This is a genomic window from Hydrocarboniphaga sp. (assembly GCF_965279055.1).
Classification (GTDB): Bacteria; Pseudomonadota; Gammaproteobacteria; order Nevskiales; family Nevskiaceae; genus Hydrocarboniphaga.
Genome location: NZ_OZ257125.1, coordinates 260,626 through 282,833 on the forward strand (window position 1 = coordinate 260,626; position 22,208 = coordinate 282,833).

At 66.3% G+C, this 22,208-nt stretch carries 23 protein-coding genes; 12 read left to right on the forward strand and 11 right to left on the reverse strand.

What is annotated here, in order from left to right; all coding sequences use genetic code 11:
- Positions 1–2 precede the first annotated feature (2 nt).
- The 5 genes from ACQZF9_RS01250 to ACQZF9_RS01270 all read right to left on the reverse strand — a co-directional run bounded on the left by ACQZF9_RS01250 (position 3) and on the right by ACQZF9_RS01270 (position 5,478).
- Positions 3–794 (reverse strand): SDR family oxidoreductase, encoded by a 792-nt coding sequence (locus tag ACQZF9_RS01250; RefSeq protein WP_428311465.1) that lies wholly within the window; start codon positions 792–794, stop codon positions 3–5.
- A 104-nt stretch (positions 795–898) separates the two neighbouring features.
- Positions 899–2,062, reverse strand: coding sequence for a sulfotransferase family protein (locus ACQZF9_RS01255; RefSeq protein WP_428311466.1), 1,164 nt, complete (start codon positions 2,060–2,062; stop codon positions 899–901).
- Entirely contained in the window at positions 2,053–3,159 is a 1,107-nt protein-coding gene (locus tag ACQZF9_RS01260) for a DUF1214 domain-containing protein (RefSeq protein ID WP_428311467.1), read from the reverse strand. The genes ACQZF9_RS01255 and ACQZF9_RS01260 overlap by 10 nt, the downstream gene beginning before the upstream one ends.
- A 141-nt stretch (positions 3,160–3,300) precedes the next feature.
- On the reverse strand, positions 3,301–4,521 hold the full coding sequence (locus ACQZF9_RS01265; RefSeq protein ID WP_428311468.1) for an NADH:flavin oxidoreductase: 1,221 nt from the start codon (positions 4,519–4,521) through the stop codon (positions 3,301–3,303).
- A 225-nt stretch (positions 4,522–4,746) separates the two neighbouring features.
- Positions 4,747–5,478, reverse strand: a complete 732-nt coding sequence (locus ACQZF9_RS01270; RefSeq protein WP_428311469.1) for a 2OG-Fe dioxygenase family protein — start codon at positions 5,476–5,478, stop codon at positions 4,747–4,749.
- Positions 5,479–5,607: 129 nt separating this feature from the next.
- Between ACQZF9_RS01270 and ACQZF9_RS01275 the strand changes: the two genes are divergently transcribed.
- A complete protein-coding gene (locus tag ACQZF9_RS01275; protein ID WP_428311470.1) occupies positions 5,608–6,420 on the forward strand; it encodes a putative RNA methyltransferase in 813 nt (270 codons plus the stop codon).
- A 304-nt stretch (positions 6,421–6,724) separates the two neighbouring features.
- Here the strand turns inward: ACQZF9_RS01275 and ACQZF9_RS01280 are convergent, their stop codons facing one another.
- Positions 6,725–8,632, reverse strand: a complete 1,908-nt coding sequence (locus ACQZF9_RS01280; protein WP_428311471.1) for a B12-binding domain-containing radical SAM protein — start codon at positions 8,630–8,632, stop codon at positions 6,725–6,727.
- Between the two features lie 95 nt (positions 8,633–8,727).
- On the opposite strand from ACQZF9_RS01280, the gene ACQZF9_RS01285 reads away from it, so the two are divergent.
- From ACQZF9_RS01285 to ACQZF9_RS01310, 6 genes are all read left to right on the forward strand, one after another.
- Positions 8,728–9,084, forward strand: a complete 357-nt coding sequence (locus tag ACQZF9_RS01285) for a YciI family protein (protein WP_428311472.1) — start codon at positions 8,728–8,730, stop codon at positions 9,082–9,084.
- Between the two features lie 196 nt (positions 9,085–9,280).
- The gene (locus ACQZF9_RS01290) at positions 9,281–9,724 is read left to right on the forward strand and encodes a YciI family protein (protein ID WP_428311473.1); all 444 of its coding nucleotides are present in this window, start codon (positions 9,281–9,283) and stop codon (positions 9,722–9,724) included.
- 12 nt (positions 9,725–9,736) lie between these two features.
- Positions 9,737–10,267 carry an SRPBCC family protein gene (locus ACQZF9_RS01295; RefSeq protein WP_428311474.1) on the forward strand — a complete coding sequence of 177 codons (531 nt, stop codon included), beginning with the start codon at positions 9,737–9,739 and terminating at the stop codon, positions 10,265–10,267.
- Between the two features lie 3 nt (positions 10,268–10,270).
- On the forward strand, positions 10,271–10,678 hold the full coding sequence (locus ACQZF9_RS01300; RefSeq protein WP_428311475.1) for a YciI family protein: 408 nt from the start codon (positions 10,271–10,273) through the stop codon (positions 10,676–10,678).
- A gap of 136 nt (positions 10,679–10,814) precedes the next feature.
- Positions 10,815–12,077 (forward strand): RNA polymerase sigma factor, encoded by a 1,263-nt coding sequence (locus ACQZF9_RS01305; RefSeq protein WP_428311476.1) that lies wholly within the window; start codon positions 10,815–10,817, stop codon positions 12,075–12,077.
- A gap of 182 nt (positions 12,078–12,259) precedes the next feature.
- Positions 12,260–13,345: a hypothetical protein gene (locus ACQZF9_RS01310; RefSeq protein WP_428311477.1), complete on the forward strand. Its 1,086-nt coding sequence runs from the start codon at positions 12,260–12,262 to the stop codon at positions 13,343–13,345.
- An 85-nt stretch (positions 13,346–13,430) separates the two neighbouring features.
- Here ACQZF9_RS01310 and dmpG read toward each other — a convergent pair whose 3' ends face one another.
- The 4 genes from dmpG to ACQZF9_RS01330 form a co-directional block, all read right to left on the reverse strand.
- Positions 13,431–14,468, reverse strand: a complete 1,038-nt coding sequence (dmpG, locus tag ACQZF9_RS01315; protein ID WP_428311478.1) for a 4-hydroxy-2-oxovalerate aldolase — start codon at positions 14,466–14,468, stop codon at positions 13,431–13,433.
- Between the two features lie 12 nt (positions 14,469–14,480).
- Positions 14,481–15,386: an acetaldehyde dehydrogenase (acetylating) gene (locus ACQZF9_RS01320; RefSeq protein ID WP_428311479.1), complete on the reverse strand. Its 906-nt coding sequence runs from the start codon at positions 15,384–15,386 to the stop codon at positions 14,481–14,483.
- A 111-nt stretch (positions 15,387–15,497) separates the two neighbouring features.
- A complete protein-coding gene (locus ACQZF9_RS01325) occupies positions 15,498–16,295 on the reverse strand; it encodes a fumarylacetoacetate hydrolase family protein (RefSeq protein ID WP_428311480.1) in 798 nt (265 codons plus the stop codon).
- 3 nt (positions 16,296–16,298) lie between these two features.
- Positions 16,299–17,129, reverse strand: coding sequence for an alpha/beta fold hydrolase (locus ACQZF9_RS01330; RefSeq protein ID WP_428311481.1), 831 nt, complete (start codon positions 17,127–17,129; stop codon positions 16,299–16,301).
- Between the two features lie 184 nt (positions 17,130–17,313).
- Between ACQZF9_RS01330 and ACQZF9_RS01335 the strand changes: the two genes are divergently transcribed.
- From ACQZF9_RS01335 to ACQZF9_RS01345, 3 genes are all read left to right on the forward strand, one after another.
- The gene (locus ACQZF9_RS01335; protein ID WP_428311482.1) at positions 17,314–18,078 is read left to right on the forward strand and encodes an SDR family oxidoreductase; all 765 of its coding nucleotides are present in this window, start codon (positions 17,314–17,316) and stop codon (positions 18,076–18,078) included.
- Between the two features lie 38 nt (positions 18,079–18,116).
- Positions 18,117–18,920, forward strand: a complete 804-nt coding sequence (locus ACQZF9_RS01340) for an outer membrane lipoprotein-sorting protein (RefSeq protein ID WP_428311483.1) — start codon at positions 18,117–18,119, stop codon at positions 18,918–18,920.
- Positions 18,921–19,126: 206 nt separating this feature from the next.
- Positions 19,127–19,891 carry an SDR family NAD(P)-dependent oxidoreductase gene (locus ACQZF9_RS01345; protein WP_428311484.1) on the forward strand — a complete coding sequence of 255 codons (765 nt, stop codon included), beginning with the start codon at positions 19,127–19,129 and terminating at the stop codon, positions 19,889–19,891.
- Between the two features lie 102 nt (positions 19,892–19,993).
- On the opposite strand, the gene ACQZF9_RS01350 is transcribed toward ACQZF9_RS01345, so the two are convergent.
- Entirely contained in the window at positions 19,994–20,533 is a 540-nt protein-coding gene (locus ACQZF9_RS01350) for a TetR/AcrR family transcriptional regulator (RefSeq protein WP_428311485.1), read from the reverse strand.
- A 108-nt stretch (positions 20,534–20,641) separates the two neighbouring features.
- On the opposite strand from ACQZF9_RS01350, the gene ACQZF9_RS01355 reads away from it, so the two are divergent.
- Positions 20,642–21,550, forward strand: coding sequence for an alpha/beta hydrolase (locus ACQZF9_RS01355; protein WP_428311486.1), 909 nt, complete (start codon positions 20,642–20,644; stop codon positions 21,548–21,550).
- A gap of 106 nt (positions 21,551–21,656) precedes the next feature.
- Positions 21,657–22,157, forward strand: a complete 501-nt coding sequence (locus tag ACQZF9_RS01360) for a nuclear transport factor 2 family protein (RefSeq protein ID WP_428311487.1) — start codon at positions 21,657–21,659, stop codon at positions 22,155–22,157.
- The last annotated feature ends 51 nt before the right edge of the window (positions 22,158–22,208 follow it).

Sequence of the window (22,208 nt, forward strand, 5' to 3'; positions counted from 1 at the left end):
CCTTAGGGCATGTAGGCGCCGCCATTGCAGTCCAGCGCGGCGCCGGTGACCGCACTCGCATAATCCGACACCAGGAACAGCGCGGCGCGCGCGCATTCGTCGTCGGTGACGATGCGGCCCAGCGGAATGTCCTTGGACACCTGCGCTTTCAGGTCTTCCAGCGGTATGCCGTGCTGCTCGCTCTGGCCGCGCATATAGCCTTCCACCGGTGCGCCCCACATCCAGCCCATGTGGATGCTGTTGACGCGGATGTTGTGCTTGCCGACTTCGGTGGCGAGGAATTTCACCGCCGTCGACAGCGCTCCCTTGCTCGCCGCGTAACCGGCCTCGGGCACCGAGGGCACCTTGCGCGCCGCCATCGTGTTGACCATGACGATCGCGCCGCCGCCGTTGCTCTGCATGCTCGGCAGCACCGCCTGGCTCAGCTTCAGCGTGCCGATCAGGTTGACGCCTAGCACCTGCTGCCAGCGATCCAGATCCGCGCTCGCGGCGAAATCGAAATCGCCGTGGACGAAGGCGCTGTTGACCAGCGCGTCGATGCGGCCGAAGGTTTTGATCGTCTCGGCGACGAGCTTTTCGCACTGGCCGCGGTCGGCGATGTCGGTGACCACTTTCAGCACCTTGCAGCTGGTGCCTAGCGCCTCGACGCGCGCTTCCGCGTCGTCGAGCTTGTCGGCGGTGCGCGCCGCGCAGACCACGCCGCGCGCGCCTTCGCGCGCCGCCTCGATCGCCAGCTTGACGCCAAGGCCGGGGCCGATGCCGGAGATGATGACGATTTTGTCTTTGAGCAGCATGTTGTGGTTTCTCCTCTTCGTTTTGGTTTTCAGTCGCGGACAGGGTCCGCTCCTACAAGAGATACGTTTCTGTAGGAGCGGACCCTGTCCGCGACTGCGAAATCTCAGGTCAAATGGCGCTGTATGTACGCCGCAAAATCCATCCTGATCTGCGTATCCGACAATCCAAACTGCGGCGCCGTGTACTCGTGCCCGCCCTGATGCGCCTTCTCGTCTTGCGCGAGCCATTCACGCATCGCCGCCGCAATCTCAGCCGGCAGATCCCAGCCGAGAAAATCGTAGACCCGCGCGACCACATCCATCGGTCGCTTCACGGTGTCGACGAAGCGCACGTCGAAGAACTGAGCGCCATCACCGCGATCGCGCACCTGCATCGTGTGCTGCAGCGCGCGGCGCATCAGCTCGCTCCATGAGCGGCCGGCCGCATGCGCGTCGGCCTGCTCGCTGTAAATGCACCACAGCGTATGAATGAAGCTGCCGATCGACGGGATGCTCGACACCGGATCGCGATGCGTCTGGATCACGTGCACGCCGGGGAATTCCTGCAGCAGCACATCCATGCGCAGCAGGTGATGCGGCGCTTTCAGCACCCAGCGCTCGGCGCTGATGCCGCGCTGCCGCTTCTGCCACTGCAGGAACTGCAGCATGCGTTTCAGGAACGTATACGCCGGCCGCTGATCCTGCGCGTCCATCCACGCCATGTAGCCCGGCACATCGGCGTAGGCATTGAACGCAGAGAGGAAGGAATGCTCCATCAGCATCACCTCCTCGTCTGCCGCGTCGGCGTCCATCGGATGCATCGCCGTCAGCTTCGGCATCGCCTCGGTCATGGCCTGCACGTCCGATCGCGCCTGCGCGATACGCGCGTTCGGCTCGGCCAGCGTCTCGCCCGCGAACGGCACCGGGTAGATCGATTCCCACCAGGCCATCCAGTAGAAACGCGGATCGCGCGCCAGCAGCCGATGCAGCTTGGTGGTGCCGGTGCGCGGCAGGCCGACGATGACCACCGGCGCGGCGATCGCCTCGTCGTTGATTTCCGGGTGGCGCTGGAACCAGTCCTCCAGCTTGAGCCGGTTGACCAGCTGGCCAACCAGCTTCATTCGCATCAGATACACGCCGGTCGCCGACAGCTTCGCCTCCTGCTCCAGCGATTCGCAGAGCTTGTCCAGCGCGGGGCGAAAGCTGGCATCGCCGAAATCGCGCAGCCCACCGGCCGCGGCGCTGGCTTCCTCGAGCAACACGGACGCATCGAAGGCGCTCAACGCCATTCTCCGTTCGCGGCCAGCTTGACCACCCGCGTGGTCGGCTGCACCGGATCTTTCGTACCGACCCAGCGCAGGCACATCGTGCCGATGTCGTGGCCGGCGGTTTCCAGCCAGTTGGCGTGGCCGGGATCGCGATGCGACAGCACCATCGTCACGCCGCCATCGGCGTCGAGCTGCGCCGAATGCTTGTTCAAGTGGATGCGCTGGTGGCGATAGTCCAGCGATTCCATCCACCAGTTGTTGATCTGCAGATTCCAGAAGCGGCAGTCGGGGATGCGCGCGACATGCACCACCAGCGCCTCGTCCGGCGCCAGCTTCCAGGCCGAGTGGTAGTAGAGGATGTTGGGATCGCCGCCGCTGCGCTGGCATAGCGCCTGGTCGGCCAGCGGCAGTTGATTGATGTGCGGCAGATAACTCTGCGCCCAGTTGGCGAACACCTGCGCGGTGCCTTCGGTGAAACGCGCCGCGTTGTTCAAGCCGGCGACGATGCGTTCCGGTGTCAGCGGCTGCGGCCGCGCACCGCTGTGCAGGCGCTCGATGCTCAGCTGCGCCGGCCGCTCCGCCTTGCGATCCATGAACGTCTGGCGAACGATCACCGCGTTGCTGGCCGGCTCGATGCGCAGCCAGTTTTTCGCGTCAACCGGGCGTGTCTCGCTGAGCACGACTTCGAAGCGGCCGCTATCGTCGATCTGCAGGTCCGCGGCGTCGATGAAGCCGGTCTGCTCCATCTTGCCGTCGCTTTCGTAGCCGCCTTTCTGCGAGCCGATGGACAGATAGAAGACGCTGCCGCGGGTGCCGTGAATGCGGTATTCGTGGCGGCCGTTGATGCGGCCCATCAGGTAAAGATTGTCCGGATTGTCGGCGCCGATCTTGCCGGTTTCGTGCGAGGGCGCGAAAAAGCCCGGGAAGTCCGGATCGGCGAATTCCAGGTGCATCTCCAGGCCCAGCCGCAGCAGCCGCGTCAGGTAGCGCCAGCCCTCGGCGCGATCCAGCGGCGTCGCCGGCGTCTCGGCGCGCAGCACCTGCTGCCCGGCGCGCTTCAGCGCATCGCAGAAGTCGTCCCAGGCCTGGCCCGAGATCACATCGTCCGTCGTCGACACAGGCTTCTCCGAGATTGCGGCCCGTGGACGGTAGAGCTGGCGCGAATCAGGGGCTTCGTCTGTTCGACGTAGCTCGCCGTCGCGGGCGAGCCCGCTGCTACAAAGACCTGTGGGAGCGGGCTTGCCCGCGACGGCGAACCATCAGCGCGCAACCGCCGGTGTGGCGTTGAGCGCGACATCCGGCGCTGCATTGAGCACGCAATGCGTACCCGCCGGCGTGTACATGCTCACCACGCAGCGATTGCAGGCGGTGCAGCCGGATTCGCTGACCGCGCCGCTGGCGAACTTCGACACCAGCGCCGGATCGTGAATCAGCGCGCGGCCCATCACCACCGCGTCGAAGCCGTCGGCCATCACCTGTTCGATGCCGGCCAGCGACTTGGCGCCGCCGAGGTAGGCCAGCGGCATGCGCACCGCGGCGCGCACTTTCAGGGAATGCTCGCGCAGGTACAGCGGCTTGAACTCGATCTTCGGCTCGACCAGCCGCAGTACTTTCGACGCGAAGCGCACGATCGCGTTTTCGGCAATTTCGGCCGCTTCGCGCGGCATGCTGCTGCCGAAGATCGCCCAGGGCGCCTCGACGTTCATGCCGCCGGACAGCACCAGCAGATGCGCGCCTTCGCGCTCCAGCACTTGTGCGATCGCCGATGCGTCGTCCGCGGTGCCGCCGCGCCTGAAGCCTTCGGTCACGCCGATCTTGCAGGTCACCGCGAGGTCGGCGCCGACCGCGTCGAGCACGCGCCTCAGCACCTGCGCCGGAAAGCGCGCCCGCGCCGTCGCGTCGCCGCCGTAGGCGTCGCGTCGCTTGTTGTAGGCCGGGGACAGGAACTGACTCAGCAGATAGCCGTGGCCCATGTGGATTTCGACGGCGTCGAAACCGGCCTCGCGCGCCAGACACGCGCCGTCGACGAACTGCTGCGTGACGCGCTGCATGTCGTCCGGCGTCATCGCGCTGCGCAGATAGCGGCCACTGATCGCACCGACCGCGTTGAAACCACCGGAGGCGCTCAGTGGACGCCGCGTCGACAGCTCGGGCACGAAAGTGAACGCACCGCCGTGCGTGATCTGCGCGCAGGCGGCCGCGCCTTCGCGATGCACCGCGTCGGTCAGCGCGCGCAGATGCGGCAGGAACTCGGGCTTGAGCTGCACCTGGTCGACGAAGGTGCGGCCGTCGGCACTGATCGCGCAATAGGCCACCGTGGTCATGCCGACGCCGCCCGCGGCCATGCCGCGGTGATGCTCGACCAGCGCCCGCGACGGCACGCCGCCGCGCGCCATGCCTTCGTTGGTCGCCGACTTGATGAAGCGGTTGCGCAGCGTCAGCGGACCGAGGCGGATGGGGTCGAAGGCGGAAGTCGGCATGGGGAGTCGCCGGTGGAGAGACCGGCGCAGATTGCGCGGCTAGCGAGCATCCGGCTTCGTCCGATTGCGGGGCCTGCACGAGGGTAAGGCGGCAACAAAACTCCGTTCGTCCCGAGTAGCGGGTTTACCCGCGTATCGAGGGACCGGACCGCGATCGGGTCCCTCGATACGCCTCGCCAGCGAGGCTACTCGGTACGAACGGAGTTTTTCCGCGAATACCCGGTTTTAAAGCCCCCGAAACGTCACCACCAGCACATCGCGGAACGCCGGCTCGCCGTCGTCGATGGGCTGCACCGGCGTGACGCCGTGATAGACGCGGTGATCGTCGATCAGGGTCGCGTCGAACGGTTGCTGCAAGGTGAAGCTGCCGAGGTCGCGGCCCTCGGGCGAGTGGATCGTCGTCGTCCCGCTGGCGATGTTGTGGCGGCGTACCAGCAGCACCAGCACGTAGTCGACACCGTCGCGGTGCACGCCTTCCGGCGTCGGCTTGCCGCTCTCGCCGCTGACCGCCTCGATACGGAACTGGTGCACCTCGACATGCCAGCGCTTCGTCGCCGGCGCCAGCGCGCCGAACAGCGCATGGCAGAAGCCGAGCACGGCCTGCATCGTCGGGCCGCTGCCGATGTCGGCGCCGATCGGCTCGAACCAGCGCGCGACGTCGCCGTTCAGATGGTTGTATTCCAGGCCCTGGTAATGCGGCTGGTGGTCGCCGCGCCGCTGACCCTTGTCGTCGGCCGTGTACACCGCGTACAGGCGCCGGCGATAGCGGCCGCCATCGGCCATGTAGGTGTCGATCGGCATGCCGTTCCAGCTGGCGACGAAGGCCGGCCAGTCGGCCAGCTCGCGCTGCGCGGCCAGCAGCGGCTGCATCGCGGCCGCGGTCAGGAACACGTGGCCGTCGCGCCGCAGGCGGGCCGTCAACGCGGCGGTGGAATCGTCATCGGGTACAGCGGACATGGCGGTCGGGCCCAGCGGTTCAAGGAGCTGCGAATTGCTCGCATTTCTAAGGCGGCGGATCATCCGCCCCGGCACCGTGGCGGTCAACCGGGTGGAGCCGCCGCGGGCGAAGCGCTAGGCTGCGCGCCGATGACAGCCCCTCTCGCCCTGGTCTGCCCGCTGTGCCGCCTGCCGCTGGAGCGGCCGCCGAAGACCTGGCGCTGCGCCAGCGGCCACAGCTTCGACGTCGCCCGCGAGGGCTACGTCAACCTGTTGCCGGTGCAGCACAAGAACAGCCTCGACCCCGGCGACAGCGCCGAGTCGCTGGCCGCGCGCCGCGATTTCCTCGGCGCTGGCCACTACGCGCCGCTGCGCCAGGCGGTGCTGCGGCTGCTGGCGCCGCTGCAACCGGATCGACTGCTCGATCTCGGCTGCGGCGAAGGCTGGTACACCAGCGCGTTCCCGCAGGTGGCGGCCGAGGTGGTCGGCCTGGACATCGCCAAGCCGGCGATCCAGCTGGCCGCGAAGCGATTCAAGGCGATCACCTGGCTGGTCGGCAGCGGCGCCTCGCTGCCGGTCGCCGACGGCGCGCTCGACGCGATCAGCTGTCTGTTCACGCAGCTGCATGTGGCCGAAATGCACCGCGCGCTGCGCCACGGCGGCCACGTGCTGGTGGTGACGCCGGCGCCGACCCATCTGTGGTCGCTGCGTGCCGGCCTGTTCGACGAGGTACGCGCACACGAGCCGGACAAGTTCCTGGCCGGCTTCGAGGCGCAGTTCGAGGTGCTAGGGCGCGAGGAAGTACGGGCGCCTTTGCAGCTGACGCAGACGACGCTGAAGCAGCTGCTGGCGATGACGCCCTACGTGTGGAAGGCGCGACCGGAGAAGCGCCTGGCTCTCGAACAGTCCGACCACTTCGAGACAGAAGCCGCGTTCTCGCTGCTGCTGTTCAAGAAGCGTTGATCCGGAACCTGTAGGAGCGGACCCTGTCCGCGACTGTGCCGTTTCAGTGTGAGTCGCGGACAGGGTCCGCTCCTACAGGGCGAGCGATCAGCCCTAGACGCTGAAACAGCTGCTGGCGATGACGCCTTATGTGTGGAAGGCGCGGCCGGAGCGGCGTTTGGCTCTGGAACAGAGCGAGAGCTTTTCGACTGAAGCCGCGTTCTCGCTGCTGCTGTTTCGCAAACGACTGTAGGAGCGGGCTTGCCCGCGACTCTGGCCTGCCAGAGCACAGTCGCGGGCAAGCCCGCTCCTACAGGTTCCGCGATCAGCCCTGCGAAATCGCCCGCGCAATCGTATCCCGCTGCACCCGCGTCTTCGGCACCTTGGTCGAAAACCAGCTGCGCACGTCCTGTTCCAGGCCGATGCCGTGCATGTAGTTGTACAGCGCCTTGTTCAGTGCGCTGCCCATCGCATCGTGATCGACGCCGGTGGGATCAAAGAAGCTGATGTCGTTTTTCGCGAACGTGGTCGGCGGCAGCGGCTGCAGGCTGACACCGTATTCCGCGGGATTCTGGCCGACCGGCGAATGCACGGTGCAGGTGAAGCGGTGGAAGAAGCCGCTTTGCAGGCAGCCTTCCTCGAATAGCTGGCGCACGTATTCGAGCGCATCGACGGTGTCCTGCACGGTCTGGCTGGGGAAGCCGTACATCAGGTACGCATGCACCAGCACGCCGGCGTCGGTGAAGCCGCGCGTAACCCGCGCGACCTGATCCACCGACACGCCTTTCTTCATCAGCTTCAGCAAGCGGTCGCTTGCCACTTCCAGCCCGCCGGAAATCGCGATGCAGCCGCTGTCGGCGAGCAGCTGGCACAGCTGCGGGTTGAAGGATTTCTCGAAGCGGATATTGCCCCACCACGAAATCGACACGCCGCGCCGGATCAGCTCCAGCGCGAGTGCCTTCAGCACCTTCGGTGGCGCCGCCTCGTCGACAAAATGGAAGCCGGTCTGCCCGGTTTCCTTGACGATGGTCTCGATGCGATCGACCAGCGTGGTCGCCGAAGCGGCGTCGTAGCGCGAGATGTAGTCGAGGCTGACGTCGCAGAAACTGCATTGCTTCCAGTAGCAGCCGTGCGCGATGGTCAGCTTGTTCCAGCGCCCGTCCGACCACAGCCGGTGCATCGGATTGAGCATGTCCAGCAGCGACAGGTAGCGGTTCAGCGGCAGCCCGTCCCAGGTCGGCGTGCCGACCTCGCCGAAGGCGACATCGGGCTCCTGCGCATTGACGTAGCGGACCTTGCCCGATGCGTCGCGAACGAAGCTGCGCACCAGCGCCGCCTGCGGCAGTTCGCCGCGCAGATGCGCCAGCAGGTTCATCAGCGGCCGCTCGCCGGCGTCGAGCGTCACGTAGTCGAAGTAGTCGAACACGCGCGGCTCGTTGAGCTCGCGCAGCTCGGTGTTGGCGTAGCCGCCACCGAGCACGGTGATGATTTGCGGATGCGCCTGCTTGATCGTCTGCGCGATACGGAACGCGGCGTAGACCGCGCCGGGGAAGGGCACCGAGACCAGCACGATGTCCGGCTGGTGTCTGGCGATGGCGTCAGCCGTCAAAGCGAACAGCGTGTCGTCGACCAGGTTGAGCGGTGCGGCCAATGCGGCGGCCAGCGGCTCGAACGTCGGCTGGCTCTGCGCCAGCGACTCGGCATAGCGCACGAACTCGAAGCGCGGGTCGACCGCGTCGCGCAGCACGTCGGCGATGTCGTTCAGATACAGCGTCGCCAGATGGCGTGCGCGATCCTGCATGCCGAGCGCACCGAAAGCCCAGGCCAGCGGATCGCCGCCGTCCTCGTCCACATACACGTCCAGCGAGGCGAAGCGCGGGCCTTCCGGCAGAAAGCGCCGGCCGACGATGCGGTGGCCGATGGTCGGATCGGTGCCCTGCAAAAACGCGATCGTCGGCGCGATGGTGGTGAGATAACGCTCGAACTGGCCGCGGAACGAGGCAACGCGCGCGGTGAGCCTTGATGGTGGCAGCGCGTCGATGCGGTCGCGGATCGCGCACAGCCCGGCCGGGCAGAACAGCTTCAGCACCAGCGCCAGCGCCAGGTCCTCCTGCACCGCGTCGACCCCGCGCGAGCGCAGGAAACCGGTCAGGTAGGCGGTCGACGGATACGGCGTGTTGAGCTGCGTCATCGGCGGGATGACGGACAGCACGCGGGGCGGGGTGGTGAGCATGGGAGCGTGATTGTAGCCCGGGTGAAACCCGGGGCCGGGCAGTCGTCCCCCGGCCAGTGGCGGGGCTACCATGGAGTCCGGACCAGGAGTACCGCATGTCGTATCTATTGCTGGTGCAGGAGAAGAGCGAGGCGCGGCGCGCGCGGTCGACAGCCGATGGACAGGCCGCGATGGAGCGGATGCTGGCGTTCACCGCCGACCTGAAGGCGCGTGGCCTGCTGATCGCCAGCGACTCGCTGACGTCTGACGCCAGCGGCGTGCGCGTCGAGATCCGCGGCGGCAAGCGCTCGCTGCTGGACGGGCCGTTCGCCGAGTCCAAGGAGATCGTCGGCGGCTTCTTCCTGATCGACTGCGACAGCCGCGAACAGGCGATCGCGATCGCCTGTGAATGTCCGGCCGCGGCCTGGGCGACGATCGAGGTGCGGCAGAGCGGCGCCTGTTACGAGGATTGAGGGGTCGCGGACAGGGTCCGCTCCTACAGTTCGATCGGCTTTTGTAGGAGCGGACCCTATCCGCGACTGTCCAATCAAAAATCGATCTACAGCAAGGATTTAAAAAAGCCCTAAAAATAACTCCGCAGCCGTGTCGATCCGCGCCTGCTTCATCCGTCGTCTCTATAACCAGCACAAAACGCAAGGAGCGACACCGATGAAATTCATGATCCTGCTCAAGGCCAGCCCGGCCACCGAAGCCGGCGAGATGCCGAGCGCGCAACTGATCGCCGACATGGGCCGCTACAACGAGGAGCTGATCCAGGCCGGCATCATGCTGGCCGGCGACGGCCTGCATCCGAGCCGCAAGGGCGCCCGGGTCAACTGGGACAGCGCCGGCCACATCAGCGTCGCCGAAGGCCCGTTCGACAACGCGCATCGGCAGCTGATTTCCGGCTTCTGGATGTGGCAGTGCCAGTCCCGGCAGGAAGCGATCGCCTGGATCAAGCGCTGCCCCTGGCCGGCAGGGCAGCAGACCGAAGTCGAAATCCGTCAGGTGTTCACTGCCGAGGACTTCGGTGCCGAATTCACGCCGGAGCTGCGCGAGCAGGAAGAAAACCAGCGTGCGCGCCTCGACCAGGCCGCGGCCAACAAGGCCTGAGGAGAGACGAGCATGTTCAAGACCATCGGCATCATCCTGGTCGTCGCGATCGCCGCGCTGCTGATTTACGCGAGCACGCGGCCCGACCGCTTCCAGGTGCAGCGCAGCGCCACGATCAAGGCGCCGCCGGAAAAATTGTTCGCGCAGATCGACACGCTCGGCGCCTGGCAGAAGTGGTCGCCGTACGAGAAGTACGACGCGGCAATGAAGCGCAGTTACGAAGGCCCGGCCAGCGGCAAGGGCGCGGCCTACGCCTGGGACGGCAACAGCAAGGTCGGCGCCGGCCGCATGGAAATCATCGAGTCGGTGCCGTCGTCGAAAGTCGTGTTCAAGCTGGATTTCCTCAGGCCTTTCGAAGGCCACAACACCGCGACCTTCACCCTGGTGCCGGTTGGTGACAGCACCACGCTGACCTGGGCGATGGACGGCCCGGCGCCTTACATCAGCAAGCTGATGGGCATCTTCTTCGATATGGACGAAATGATCGGCAAGGACTTCGCCGACGGTCTCGCCAATCTGAAAACCCAGAACGAAGGAGCCTGAACCATGCGCTTCATGATGCTGATGATTCCGAAAGGCTACGAATCCGCTCCCGCCGGCACGATGCCGCCGGCCGACGCGGTCGCGGCGATGATGAAGTACAACGAAAGCCTGCAGCGCGCCGGTGTGCTGCTCGCGCTGGACGGCCTGCATCCGCCGGCCGCCGGCGCGCGCGTCAGCTTCAAGGCCGGCAAGCCGACGGTCACCGACGGGCCGTTCGCCGAGGCCAAGGAAGTGCTCGGCGGCTACTGGCTGATCGACGTCAAATCGCGTGCCGAAGCCATCGCCTGGGCCTCGCGCTGCCCGGCCGGCGACAACGAGGTGATCGAGGTGCGGCAGGTCCAGGAGATGGAGGATTTTCCGCCGGATGTGCAGGCGGCTGCGGCGGGGTTGCGCGAGATGCAGGGGCGTTGATGACGCTGCAGGGCTCAACCAGCCTCCGTTCGTCCCGAGTAGCGGGCTTGCCCGCGTATCGAGGGACCGGATCGCCGTCGGGTCCCTCGATACGCCCGCAAAAAGCGCGGGCTACTCGGGACGAACGGGGCTTGGTTTGAGCCTTGAAGCTAGCCACGCCGCCGTCGATGCCATCTTCCGCATCGAGTCCCCGCGCCTGATTGCGACGCTCGCGCGCATGCTGCGCGGCGACGTCGGCCTGGCCGAAGACCTGGCGCAGGACGCGCTGGTCGCCGCGCTGGAGACCTGGCCCGAGGATGGCGTGCCGGACAAGCCGGGTGCCTGGCTGATGTCCACCGCGAAGCATCGCGCGATCGACCGGCTGCGCCATCACCAGCTCACCGAGCGCAAGCAGCACGAAATCGTGCTGGAAATCGAGGAGCAAATGAGCATGGCCATTCCCGCGCCCGATGCCGGCCTCGACGACGTGATCGGCGACGACCTGCTGCGGCTGCTGTTCACCGCCTGCCATCCGGTGCTGTCGACCGAGGCGCGCGTCGCGCTGACGCTGCGCATGCTCGGTGGACTGAGCACCGACGAAATCGCGCGCGCATTCCTGGTGTCGGAGTCGACGATCGCGCAGCGCATCGTCCGCGCCAAGCGCACGCTGGCCCAGGCGGACGTTCCGTTCGAAGTGCCGGCCGGCAGCGAGCTCGCCGCACGCCTGGCTTCGGTTCTGGAAGTGATCTACCTGATCTTCAATGAGGGCTATTCCGCCACCGCCGGCGACGAATGGATGCGCCCGGCGCTGTGTGAAGACGCGCTGCGGCTCGGCCGCGTTCTCGCTGGCCTCGCGCCGCGGGAGCCGGAGGTGCATGGCCTGGTCGCGCTGATGGAGATCCAGGCCTCGCGAATGCGCGCGCGCACGCGTCCCGGCGGCGAGCCTGTCCTGCTGCTGGAGCAGGACCGCGCGCGCTGGGATCAGCTGCTGATCCGCCGCGGCCTCGCCGCCTTGCAGCGCGCCGAATCCCTCGGCGGCGCGCTCGGGCCGTATGCGCTGCAGGCCGCGATCGCCGCCTGCCACGCGCGCGCCAAAGTCGCGCAGGACACCGACTGGCCGCGCATCGCCGCGCTCTACGGCGCGCTGGCGCAGCGCACGCCGTCGCCGGTGATCGAGCTGAACCGCGCGGTCGCGGTCGGCATGGCCTTCGGTCCCGCGGCGGGCCTTGAGATTGCGGACGCTCTGCGCGACGAGCCGCTATTCGCGAACTACCACCTGCTGCCGGCGGTGCGTGGCGATCTGCTGGCCAAGCTCGATCGGCGCGACCAGGCGATCGCCGAATTCGAGCGCGCCGCGGCGCTGACCCGCAACGCACGTGAGCGTGAGTTGCTGCTGGAGCGCGCGGCAAAAATCCGCTGACCGGACCCGTAGGAGCGGATCCTATCCGCGACTGTGCTCTCGAAGCCGCGAGTCGCGGATAGGATCCGCTCCTACAGGTCGGGCAATCACCGCCGCCCCCCTGTTCCGGGGGCAGACCTGCGGGCCGCGGCGCTCGACAATCGCCGCAGCCGGTGCGCATCGCGCCGCGTTCGGGGATCGCCGTGAAAAACCATCATCGCCTGTTGCTGTGCCTTGCCGCCGCGCTGCTGTCCGCGCCGGCTTTCGCCGATCCCTGCCTGCAGACCGACAAGAAGGGCGCCGACGGTGATCCGCGCCGCTACGACTACGGCAAATGCCGTAGCGACAAGCCGACCGAAACCTTTGGCTCGATCGGCGTCATCGGCCAGCAGATGCAGGGCCTGATGGAACAGCGCCAGGCCAATGACGACGCGCAGCGTGCCGCGATCCAGCGCAGCAACGCCGCGTTCCTGGCCGAGCGCGCGCAGCTGTACTCGAAGATGCAGTACGGCACCTCGCTGGAACTGGTCAACGGCCAGGAAACGGTCGCGATCTACCAGTACAAGGGCGCCGACATTCCAGCCGAAGAGCGCGCCGCGATCCGCAGCGAAATCGGCGCGGCGATCGACGCCGGCAAGCTGCTGGAGACGTACGGGACGGTCGACTACAGCGACGACGCCAACTGGACGGGGTCACCGGCGGCGCAGAAATGGAAGGCCTGCGAAGTCGCCACCGTGCTGACGCGCGCCTACACCTTCGGCGATTTCGTCACGCCCGAGCAGAAAAATCCGGCCAAGGGTTTTGCGATCGCGCAGCGCGGCGCGAAGAACTACTGCGGCGGCACCGCATACTGGCTGGGCCGCATCTTCGAACTCGGCGACACGGTGACGCCCGGTGTCGACAAGGTTCTCGACAAGCACCCGCGCACGCGTATCCGCGATGCTTACGAGATCGCGATCATCAACGGCGTGCTGCCGGCCTACGAGCGCGCCGCTGAAATGAACTTCCATCCGCTGCCGCGCTACAAGGGTAAGAAGTATTTCGACGTCACCGATTTCACGCGTTACCAGTACTGGTACGAAATGCAGGGCGAGGAGTACCAGCTGGCCAGGCGCCAGTACCGCAAATGCCTGGACTTCGAGCCCGGCAATCTGGTCTGTGCGCGCGGCCTGCGCGACCTGTACAGCTTCAACGAATATCCGTTCACGCCGGACGTCGAGCTGTCGGCCTACTACAAGGATTACGTGAGCAAGCTGGAGCAGCTGGTCGCGGCGAGTGAGAAGAGGTAGGCATCACCTGTAGGAGCGGACCCTGTCCGCGACTGTGCTCTTCAAGGTCTCAGTCGCGGACAGGGTCCGCTCCTACAGGTGCGGATCACGCAGCGACCTTGATGCCGCGCTCCCTCGCCATCGTCAGCGCCGTGTCCTCGATCATGTCTTCCTGGCCTCCGACCATTTTCTGCCGGCCCAGCTCGATCAGGATTTCGCGCGCCGAAATGCCGTACTTGGCTTCGGCGCGCTTGGCGAACAGCAGGAACGACGAGTACACGCCGGCATAACCCAGCGTCAGCGAATTGCGGTCGATGCGCACCGGGAAGTCGAGAATCGGCGTGACCAGATCCTCGGCGACGTCGCTGATCTTCAGCACATCGACGCCGGTTTCGACGCCCATGCGCGAGCACACCGCGACGAACACTTCCATCGGCGTATTGCCGGCGCCGGCGCCCATGCCGCCGCAGGCGCAGTCGATGCGCCGTGCGCCGGCTTCGACCGCCGCCAGCGAGTTGGCGATGCCCATCGCCAGGTTGTGGTGGCCGTGAAAACCGATTTCGGTTTCCGGCCTGAGCCTGTCGCGCAGCAGCGCGATACGCGCGCTGACGTCGTCGGGCAGCATGTAGCCGGCGCTGTCGGTCACGTACAGGCAGTTGGCGCCGTAGCTTTCCATCAGCAGCGCCTGCTCGAGCAGCATTGAAGGCTCGATCATGTGCGCCATCATCAGAAAGCCCACCGTGTCCAGGCCCATCTTGCGGCCGAGGTTGATGTGCTGTTCGGACACGTCGGCCTCGGTGCAATGCGTGGCGACGCGGATCGTGGTCACGCCGCAGTCCGCGGCCATGCGCAGGTGATCCACGGTGCCGATGCCGGGCAACAGCAGCGCCGAGACCTTGGCCTGCTTCATGTGCGGAATCACCGCGCGCAGGTATTCCTCGTCGGTCGCGGCGGGGAAGCCGTAGTTGACCGAGGCGCCGCCGAGGCCGTCGCCATGCGTGACCTCGATCAGCGGAACGCCGGCCGCGTCCAGGCCCTGCGAGATCGCCTGCATCTGCTCAATCGTGATCTGGTGGCGCTTGGGGTGCATGCCGTCGCGCAGCGACATGTCGTGCACCTTGATCTGGATGCCTTTCAGGTTCATTGCCTGCTGCTCCTATGCGGCCGCCAGCGTGAGTCGGCCGGCGATGATTTCTTCGGCGAACATCTCCGCGGTGCGCGTCGCGGACGCGGTCATGATGTCGAGATTGCCGGCGTACTTCGGCAGGAAGTCGCCTAGACCCTCGACCTCCATGAACGTGGTCACGCGATTGCCGTCGAACACCGGGCCGTTTTTCAGCCGGTAGCCGGGCACGTATTTCTGTACTTCCCTGATCATTTCCTGCACCGAGGCTTCGATCTCCTTTTGCTTCGGCGGATCGATCGTCAGGCAATGGATGGTGTCGCGCATGATCATCGGCGGCTCGGCCGGGTTGATGACGATGATCGCCTTGCCCTCGTCGGCGCCGCCGATGCTGGCCACCGCGCCGGAGGTGGTGCGGGTGAACTCGTCGATGTTCTTGCGCGTGCCCGGGCCGACCGATTTGCTCGCCACTGTCGCGACGATTTCCGCGTATTTCACGCGCTGCACGCGCGACACCGCGTAGACCATCGGGATCGTCGCCTGGCCGCCGCAGGTGACCATGTTGACGTTCATTTCGCGCTGGCCGGCGTGCTGCTTGAGGTTGATCGGCGGCACGCAGTAGGGGCCGATCGCGGCCGGCGTCAGGTCGATCATCATCACGCCGAGCGCGTTGAGCTTGTCGGAGTTGGCCTTGTGCACGTAGGCGCTGGTCGCGTCGAACGCGATCTGCACGCCGTCGGCCTTGACCTGTTCGAGCATGCCGTCGACGCCTTTATCCGTCGTCTTCAGGCCGAACTCGCGTGCGCGCGCCAGGCCTTCGGACGTCGGGTCGACGCCGACCATCCACACCGGCTCCAGCAGCTCGCTGCGGCGCAGCTTGTACAGCAGGTCGGTGCCGATATTGCCCGGCCCGATGATGGCGCATTTGATCTTGGTCATGCGGTTACCGTTTATTCATGCACTGTGGGAGCGGGCTTGCCCGCGATTGTGCGGTTGCAGGTTTCATTCGCGGGCAAGCCCGCTCCTACAGATTGCGGAGTGAAAGTTTTGTCATTGCTCGAATGAAACCGCCGCCGTCCCAATCCCGGCAATCGTCATCTCGAAGCGATCGCCGGCCACCGCCGGCAGCAGCGGTGCCAGCGAGCCGGACAGGATGATTTCGCCGGCCTTGAACGGAATGCCGAACTGGCCGAGCGTGTTCGCCAGCCAGGCGACCGCGGCCGCCGGGTGGCCTTGCACCGCCGAGCCCAGGCCGGAGGCGACGTGCTCGCCGTTCTTGCGGATATCCATCTTCGCCGCGGCCAGATCCAGCGAGCGCGGATCGACGCGCGCATCGCCGATCACGAACACCCCGCAGCTGGCGTTGTCCGCGACCGTGTCCTGAATTTTTATTTTCCAGTCGTGGATGCGCGAATCGACGATCTCGAAGCAGGCCGCCACGTAGTCGGTGGCGTCCAGCACCTGCTCGGCGGTGATGTGGTCACCGCGCAGGTCGCGCTTCAGCACGAAGGCGATTTCGCCCTCGGCACGCGGCTGGATCAGGCGGTGACGCGCAAGGCTGACGCAGTCGCCGTTGGCGACGTGCATGCGGTCGGTCAGAAAGCCGAAGTCCGGCTGATGCACGCCGAGCATGTCCTGCACCGGCTTGCTGGTGACGCCGATTTTCTTGCCGACGACGCGCTCGCCCTGCTGCTGCCGCAGCTCCAGAAAACGCAGCGAAACGCGATAGGCGTCGTCGATGCTGATGCCGGGCTCGCGCGTGGTCAGTGGCGCCAGCGTGCGGCGCTCACGCAGCGCGGCAAACAGCTCGTCGCCGAGCGCGCTGATTTTGTCGGGGCTCAGGCTCATCGCTCAGCCGTGCTGCAGAAAATCGAGCGTCATGCGATTGAACAGCTCGCGATGCTCGACCATGACCCAGTGGCCGCAGCGCGGCACCACGATCATGCGCAGATTCTTAACGCCGTGGACCAGCTTGAGGATGCCGCTTTCCGGCATCATCTTCTCGTCCGCGCCCCAGAAGCCCAGTGCCGGGCACTGGATTTCGTGCAGGCGCTGCGTCAGGTTCGGCACTTTCATCGTGCGCACCACCTGCGGGTTCTGCAGCTGCATCAGCTGGAAGCGCTCGTTGACGGTCTGCTCGTCGACCACGGACGGATCGACGACCATGCCGCGGATGAAGAAGTCCTTGAGCCGCGCCGCGGTCACCGGCTCGGCCGACATGAACACTTCCTTCATCAGCGCCATGCCCGGCATCTTGAAATACTCGGGCTGGTCCTCGACGCCGCCCGGTGCCATCAGCACCAGCTTTTCGACGGCCTGGGGATGCGCCAGCGCCAGGCCCAGCGCGATCGCGCCGCCGAGCGAGTTGCCGATCAGGGTGTAGCGTTCGACGCCGACGATATCGAGCGTTTCCTTCACGGTGGCGACGAACAGCTCCAGCGGATAGTCGATGTCGGCCGGCTTGTCGGAGTAACCGTAGCCGAGCAGATCGATCAGGATCACGCGAAAGCCGGCCGCGACCAGTTCAGGATAGTTGTGCTTGAAGTTGCTGTGGCCGCAGGCGCCCGAGCCGGAGCCGTGCAGGAACACCACGACCGGGCCGCGGCCCTGGTCGATCAGGTGCATCTTGTAGCCGCTTTGGAGTGTGACGTAGCGGCCTTCGGGGACGGGTTTTGCGGTCATGGCGGCATCGTCGTTCGCAGAGCCCGGGCCGGCTTCGTCCCTTTGGACGACGGCCGCCTGCCGTCATGTCCGCCCTCGCGGGAATGACGATGGGCAAATTCGTCCTTACGGGTGACGGTGCTGCCCGGCGGATCGCCTAGCATCGTCGGCACAAGCGATCGCAAAGATCCGCAAGGAGAGTCTCTTGACGCAGCGCAGAATCGTGCTGGTGACCGGCGGTGCCAAGGGTGTCGGCCGCGGCATCAGCGCCAGCTTTCTGGCGGCCGGCGACGTCGTCGTCTGCTGTGGCCGCGAAGCGCCGGAGAGCTTGCCGTCGGTCGAGGGCCGCGGCGCCGAGTTCATCGCGGCCGATGTCCGCGACAGCGCCGCGCGCGACGGGCTGTTCGACGAGATCCTGCGGCGCCACGGCCGCCTCGACGTGCTGGTCAACAACGCCGGCGGCTCGCCGTTCGTGATGGCCGACAAGGCCTCGCCGCGGTTCCACGAGTCGATGATCCAGCTCAACCTGCTGGCGCCGCTGCACCTGGCGCAGAAAGCCAACGCGCAGATGCAGCAGCAGGACAGCGGCGGCGTGATCGTGTTCGTCGGCAGCGTCAGCGCGCTGCGGCCTTCGCCGGGCAGCGCCGCCTACGGTGCGGCCAAGGCCGGCGTGCTCAATCTGGTGTCGTCGCTGGCGGTGGAATGGGCGCCGAAAGTGCGCGTGGTCGCGGTCAGCCCGGGAATGGTGCGGACCGAGCAGAGCGAGCTGCATTACGGCGACGAAGCCGGGATCAAGGCCGTGGCCAGCACGATTCCGATGCAGCGCCTGGCCGAGCCTGGCGACGTGGGCGACGCCTGCCTGTGGGTGGCATCGAAGCAGGCAGGTTATCTTTCCGGTACAAACCTGACCTTGCACGGCGGCGGCGAACGTCCCGCGTTCCTCGCTGCAGCCAGCGTCAACCAAGGCTGAGCCTTCACCGGCTCGCCGCTTGCGACCGGGAGATTGCAATGAGCCGTAACCATCTAGGCCGCTGCGCCGCCCTGCTGTGCTGCGCGCTGCTGTGCGGTGCCCCCGTGGCGCGAGCCGCCGACGCCAAGGACGCCGAGCAGGTACTGAGCTGCATGCGCGCCAACTCGTCCAGCGCGCTGCGCACGCAGAAAATCACCATGGACGTGCGCGAGCGCGGCATCCCGGTGCGCAGCCTCGCCGGCTGGCTTTACACGATGCGCGACCACGCCGGCCTGCTGCGCGTGAACCTGCGTATCACCGAGCCCGAGGCGCTGGCCGGCGGCGCCTACCTGATCAACCAGACCGCGGACGCGCCGCGCGGCGGCATGTACGTCTACCTGCCGTCGGTGGGGCGCGTGCGCAAGCTCAGCGGCAGCGTCGCCGACGGCGCGCTGATGGGCACGCAGTTCAGCTATGTCGAATTCAAGCAGCTGCAGAGCGCCTTCGGCGATCTGCATGCGACGCTGGAGACGCCCGAGGATATCGAGGGGCGCCGGGTCGAGGTGCTGTCGTTCCGCGGTTTCGACAGCAGCCAGTCGCGCTACAGCGGCGCGCGCGCCTGGATCGACCAGCAGAGCTGTGTGCCGCTGAAAGCCGATTTCATGGCCGGCACCAAGGTGCTGAAGCGGATGATCGCGCCGGCCAGTTCGATCCGCCGCGACGGCGCCGTCTACTACGTGCAGCAACTGCAGATGCGCGATCTGGAGAACGACGCGCTGACCGAGCTGCGCTCGGAAAAAGGCAGCACGCGCAGCACCGCGGCCAAGCTGTTCGATCCCGAGACCTTCTACACCGCCAACTGAGCGGGTTTGCGTCCCTCGATACGCTTCGCAAGCGAAGCTACTCGGGAGGAACGGGGTTTGTTCCATGCCGTCGTTCCTCCCGAGTAGCCGCGCAGCGGCGTATCGAGGGACGCATCCATATCGGCGCCATCGTCTGCGCGGATGAGGCCGCGCCGGCCCTCGCGTTTCCATAATCCCGCACGATTACGATCAGGCGGAGAAACGCGATGTCGCAGAGCTTTCCCAAAGGCGCGACGCTGGTGTTCGGCGGCAGCGGCGGCATCGGCCAGGAAGTGGCGAAGTCCTTCGGCGCCGCCGGCAGCGACGTCGCCATCGTCTATCGCAGCAAGAAGGACGTCGCCGAGCGCGTGGTCGCGGAGATTGCCGCTGGCGGCCGCAAGGCCACGGCGCACGCGGCCGATGTGCGCGAACCGGCGCAGGTGCAGGCCGCGGTCGAGGCGGCGATTGCGGCGCACGGCCGCATCCACACCGTGGTCTGGGGCGCCGGGCCGGTGGTCGAGCAGGTTCACATCGGCGACACCACGCAGGAGCTGTGGCGCAAGTCGATCGACATCGAAGTGCATGGCTTCTTCACCGCGGTACAGGCGACGCTGCCGCATCTGCGCGAAGCCGGCGGCGGCAGCTACGTGCATCTGGGCAGCGCCGGGCATGTCTGGTGGCCGGCGAAAGACGGTCTTTCCGTTGCGCCGAAAGCGGTCAACGAGGCGCTATGCAAGGGTATCGCCAAGGAAGAGGGCCGCCACAACATCCGCGCCAACTCGGTGCTGGTCGGCGTGATCGAGGCCGGCATGTTCCTGGAGCTGCTGAAGCGCGGCGTTTTCGACCAGAAATGGACCGACGAAACGCAGAAGCTGCTGTGCCTGAAGCGCTGGGGCAAGCCGCAGGAAATCGGCAGCGCCGCGGTGTTTCTGGCGACCAACGGCTATGTGACCGGGCAGCAGATCAATGTGTCGGGGGGCTTTGGGATTTGAACTTGCGGTGATCGCGGTTGCTACCGCGGGCGGCTGCGCTTACGAATTTCAGCTCGTTGTGTACAGGCGCTGTCACGAGCGATGTCGCAAGCGACCAGGTGCTCAGACTTTCATGCCGGTCATCCAGGCGATCACGTCGCTGCGCTGCGCCGGCGTATGAGGGTGCGACAGCAGGCCCTCGACTACGAAGGTGCCGACGGTCGCCATCAGCCGGGCCTGCGCGGACGTGAGACCGCGCGCTTGCAGCTTTCCGACCAGCATGTTTTCCAGCGCCCGGTGGAAGGCCTCATGCCACTCGCGGACAACTTCGGATCGCGCGGCCCGCGCGTGCACCGTCGATACCAGATCGCTGGCCTGCGCAAACTGCTGGATAGCCCAGGACAACTGGTCGGCGAACGGCGCATGGGCCCTGCCGTGTAGTTCGGCCATTCCTTGCGCGACCAGCCGGTTGAGGGCACCCACCAGCATTTCGTCCTTGCTCTTGTAGTACCAGTACAAGGTGTTGGGAGCGACGTCGATGGCGGCCGCGATCATCGACATCGAGGTCGCCTCGTAGCCGTGCTGGATGAACAGCCGGGACGCGGCGGCGTCGATTTCGTCCCGCTTGATCTCGCGATCGATCGTCCGCTTGTTCTTGGCCACGCAGCACGCTCCGGGGAATCTTGATCGGCAATCAAGAACTGTTATTGTAGTTTCTTGAATGCCATTCAAGATGGCGTTTGCCCCCGGTCTCTTTTTTCGAGCATCGCCATGCAAAGCCCCCAGGTTCAGACGCCATCGCGGTTCGAGGCGGTCAAGACGACATTCGTTTGCGGCGGCGTGACATGTGCCGCGACCTTGCGCTTGCCGGAATCGCGCGACGGAAAGCCGCTGCCGGCGATCCTCATGGTGCATGGTTGGGGCGGTGTGCAGAACGCGCTGACGCCGCCGTTCTACGATCGCTTTACCGGCGCCGGCTTTGCGGTGATGACCTTCGATTACCGGGGTTGGGGCGATAGCGCCGGCATGCCGCGCAATCAGATCAACCCGAAGCAGCGCGTGCTGGATGCCGACGCCGCGCTGGCACATTTGAAAAGCCTGCCGCAGATCGACGCGGACCGGATCGTGCTCTGGGGCAGCTCGTTCGGTGGCGGCCATGTCGTCGAGCTGGCGGCCGAGCATCCCGAACTGCTGGGCGCCATCGCCCAGGTGCCGATGTTGAACGGCATGGCGGCGGTGCGCGCGGTGCCGCTGTTTACCCTGCTGCGTTTTGCGCTCTATGCGCTGGCCGACCTGTTGAAGCCCGGCCGTCCGATCTATCTGCCGGTGGTGTCGGCCCCCGGCGAATTCGGCTCCATGGATCGCGACGACGCGCAACGGGCCCTGTTCGCCGGCATGGCGGCGATCGGCCGCCCGTATGACAACCGCGTGGCGGCGCGCTCGCTGATGACCATGGGGCCGTACCGGCCGTTCAAGCGGCTCAAGGACATCCGCGTGCCGACCCTGATCGTCGGCGGGACGCGCGACTCGGTGGCACCGTTCAACGAGGCCGATATCGTCGCCGCCGGCAACGATCGCATCCGCGTGCGCAGCATCGACGCCAACCACTTCGAGCCGTATTTCGAGCCGACTTTCTCGACCTCGATCGCCCACCAGCTGTCGTTCCTCGCCTCCCTGTAGCGCCGGCGCGTGGTGCCGCTGCGGCGGCGCTGCTGCGAATGGACGATGCCCGCGCCGCGCGTCGGCAACATGCTCGGTGCGATAGCACTGATAACGGAGAGCAACGATGTCGATGACGCTGGCCCAACTTGAGGATCTGGAGCAGATCCGCCGCTTGAAATATGCCTATTGCCGTTGCATCGACATGGCCAACTTCGGCGAGCTGCGCGAGCTGCTGACCGAAGACTCCAGCGTCTGCTACGTCGGCGGCAGCTACCGCTTCGAGACGGCCGGCCGCGACGCCATCATCGATGCGCTGTCGGGCGCCTTCCATTCCGAGGCGATTGCGATGCATCACGTCAATCACCCGGAAATCGATCTGGTTTCGGCGACCGAGGCGACCGGCACCTGGTATCTGAAAGACTGGTTCCTGGACCTGCGCAACAAGATCATCACCGACGGCAGCGCGCTGTACCGCGATACCTACGTCAAGCGCGACGGCGCCTGGAAGATCCAGCGCGCCACCTACGAGCGCATCTTCGAAATCGTCACGCCCGTCGAGCAGGCGCCGAACATCACCGCGCACTGGCTGGCGAAGCACGGCAAGGTGCTGCCGAAGGCGGCTTGATTTTCATTCCCCTCTCCCTTCGGGAGAGGGGTTAGGGGGTGAGGGCGCCCG

Bases quoted from the DNA above. Each gene is read 5' to 3' on its own strand.
- ACQZF9_RS01250 (WP_428311465.1), bottom strand. From the start codon at position 794: ATGCTGCTCAAAGACAAAATCGTCATCATCTCCGGCATCGGCCCCGGC.
- ACQZF9_RS01255 (WP_428311466.1), bottom strand. From the start codon at position 2,062: ATGGCGTTGAGCGCCTTCGATGCGTCCGTGTTGCTCGAGGAAGCCAGC.
- ACQZF9_RS01265 (WP_428311468.1), bottom strand. From the start codon at position 4,521: ATGCCGACTTCCGCCTTCGACCCCATCCGCCTCGGTCCGCTGACGCTG.
- ACQZF9_RS01270 (WP_428311469.1), bottom strand. From the start codon at position 5,478: ATGTCCGCTGTACCCGATGACGATTCCACCGCCGCGTTGACGGCCCGC.
- ACQZF9_RS01275 (WP_428311470.1), top strand. From the start codon at position 5,608: ATGACAGCCCCTCTCGCCCTGGTCTGCCCGCTGTGCCGCCTGCCGCTG.
- ACQZF9_RS01280 (WP_428311471.1), bottom strand. From the start codon at position 8,632: ATGCTCACCACCCCGCCCCGCGTGCTGTCCGTCATCCCGCCGATGACG.
- ACQZF9_RS01285 (WP_428311472.1), top strand. From the start codon at position 8,728: ATGTCGTATCTATTGCTGGTGCAGGAGAAGAGCGAGGCGCGGCGCGCG.
- ACQZF9_RS01290 (WP_428311473.1), top strand. From the start codon at position 9,281: ATGAAATTCATGATCCTGCTCAAGGCCAGCCCGGCCACCGAAGCCGGC.
- ACQZF9_RS01295 (WP_428311474.1), top strand. From the start codon at position 9,737: ATGTTCAAGACCATCGGCATCATCCTGGTCGTCGCGATCGCCGCGCTG.
- ACQZF9_RS01300 (WP_428311475.1), top strand. From the start codon at position 10,271: ATGCGCTTCATGATGCTGATGATTCCGAAAGGCTACGAATCCGCTCCC.
- dmpG (WP_428311478.1), bottom strand. From the start codon at position 14,468: ATGAACCTGAAAGGCATCCAGATCAAGGTGCACGACATGTCGCTGCGC.
- ACQZF9_RS01320 (WP_428311479.1), bottom strand. From the start codon at position 15,386: ATGACCAAGATCAAATGCGCCATCATCGGGCCGGGCAATATCGGCACC.
- ACQZF9_RS01325 (WP_428311480.1), bottom strand. From the start codon at position 16,295: ATGAGCCTGAGCCCCGACAAAATCAGCGCGCTCGGCGACGAGCTGTTT.
- ACQZF9_RS01330 (WP_428311481.1), bottom strand. From the start codon at position 17,129: ATGACCGCAAAACCCGTCCCCGAAGGCCGCTACGTCACACTCCAAAGC.
- ACQZF9_RS01340 (WP_428311483.1), top strand. From the start codon at position 18,117: ATGAGCCGTAACCATCTAGGCCGCTGCGCCGCCCTGCTGTGCTGCGCG.
- ACQZF9_RS01345 (WP_428311484.1), top strand. From the start codon at position 19,127: ATGTCGCAGAGCTTTCCCAAAGGCGCGACGCTGGTGTTCGGCGGCAGC.
- ACQZF9_RS01355 (WP_428311486.1), top strand. From the start codon at position 20,642: ATGCAAAGCCCCCAGGTTCAGACGCCATCGCGGTTCGAGGCGGTCAAG.
- ACQZF9_RS01360 (WP_428311487.1), top strand. From the start codon at position 21,657: ATGTCGATGACGCTGGCCCAACTTGAGGATCTGGAGCAGATCCGCCGC.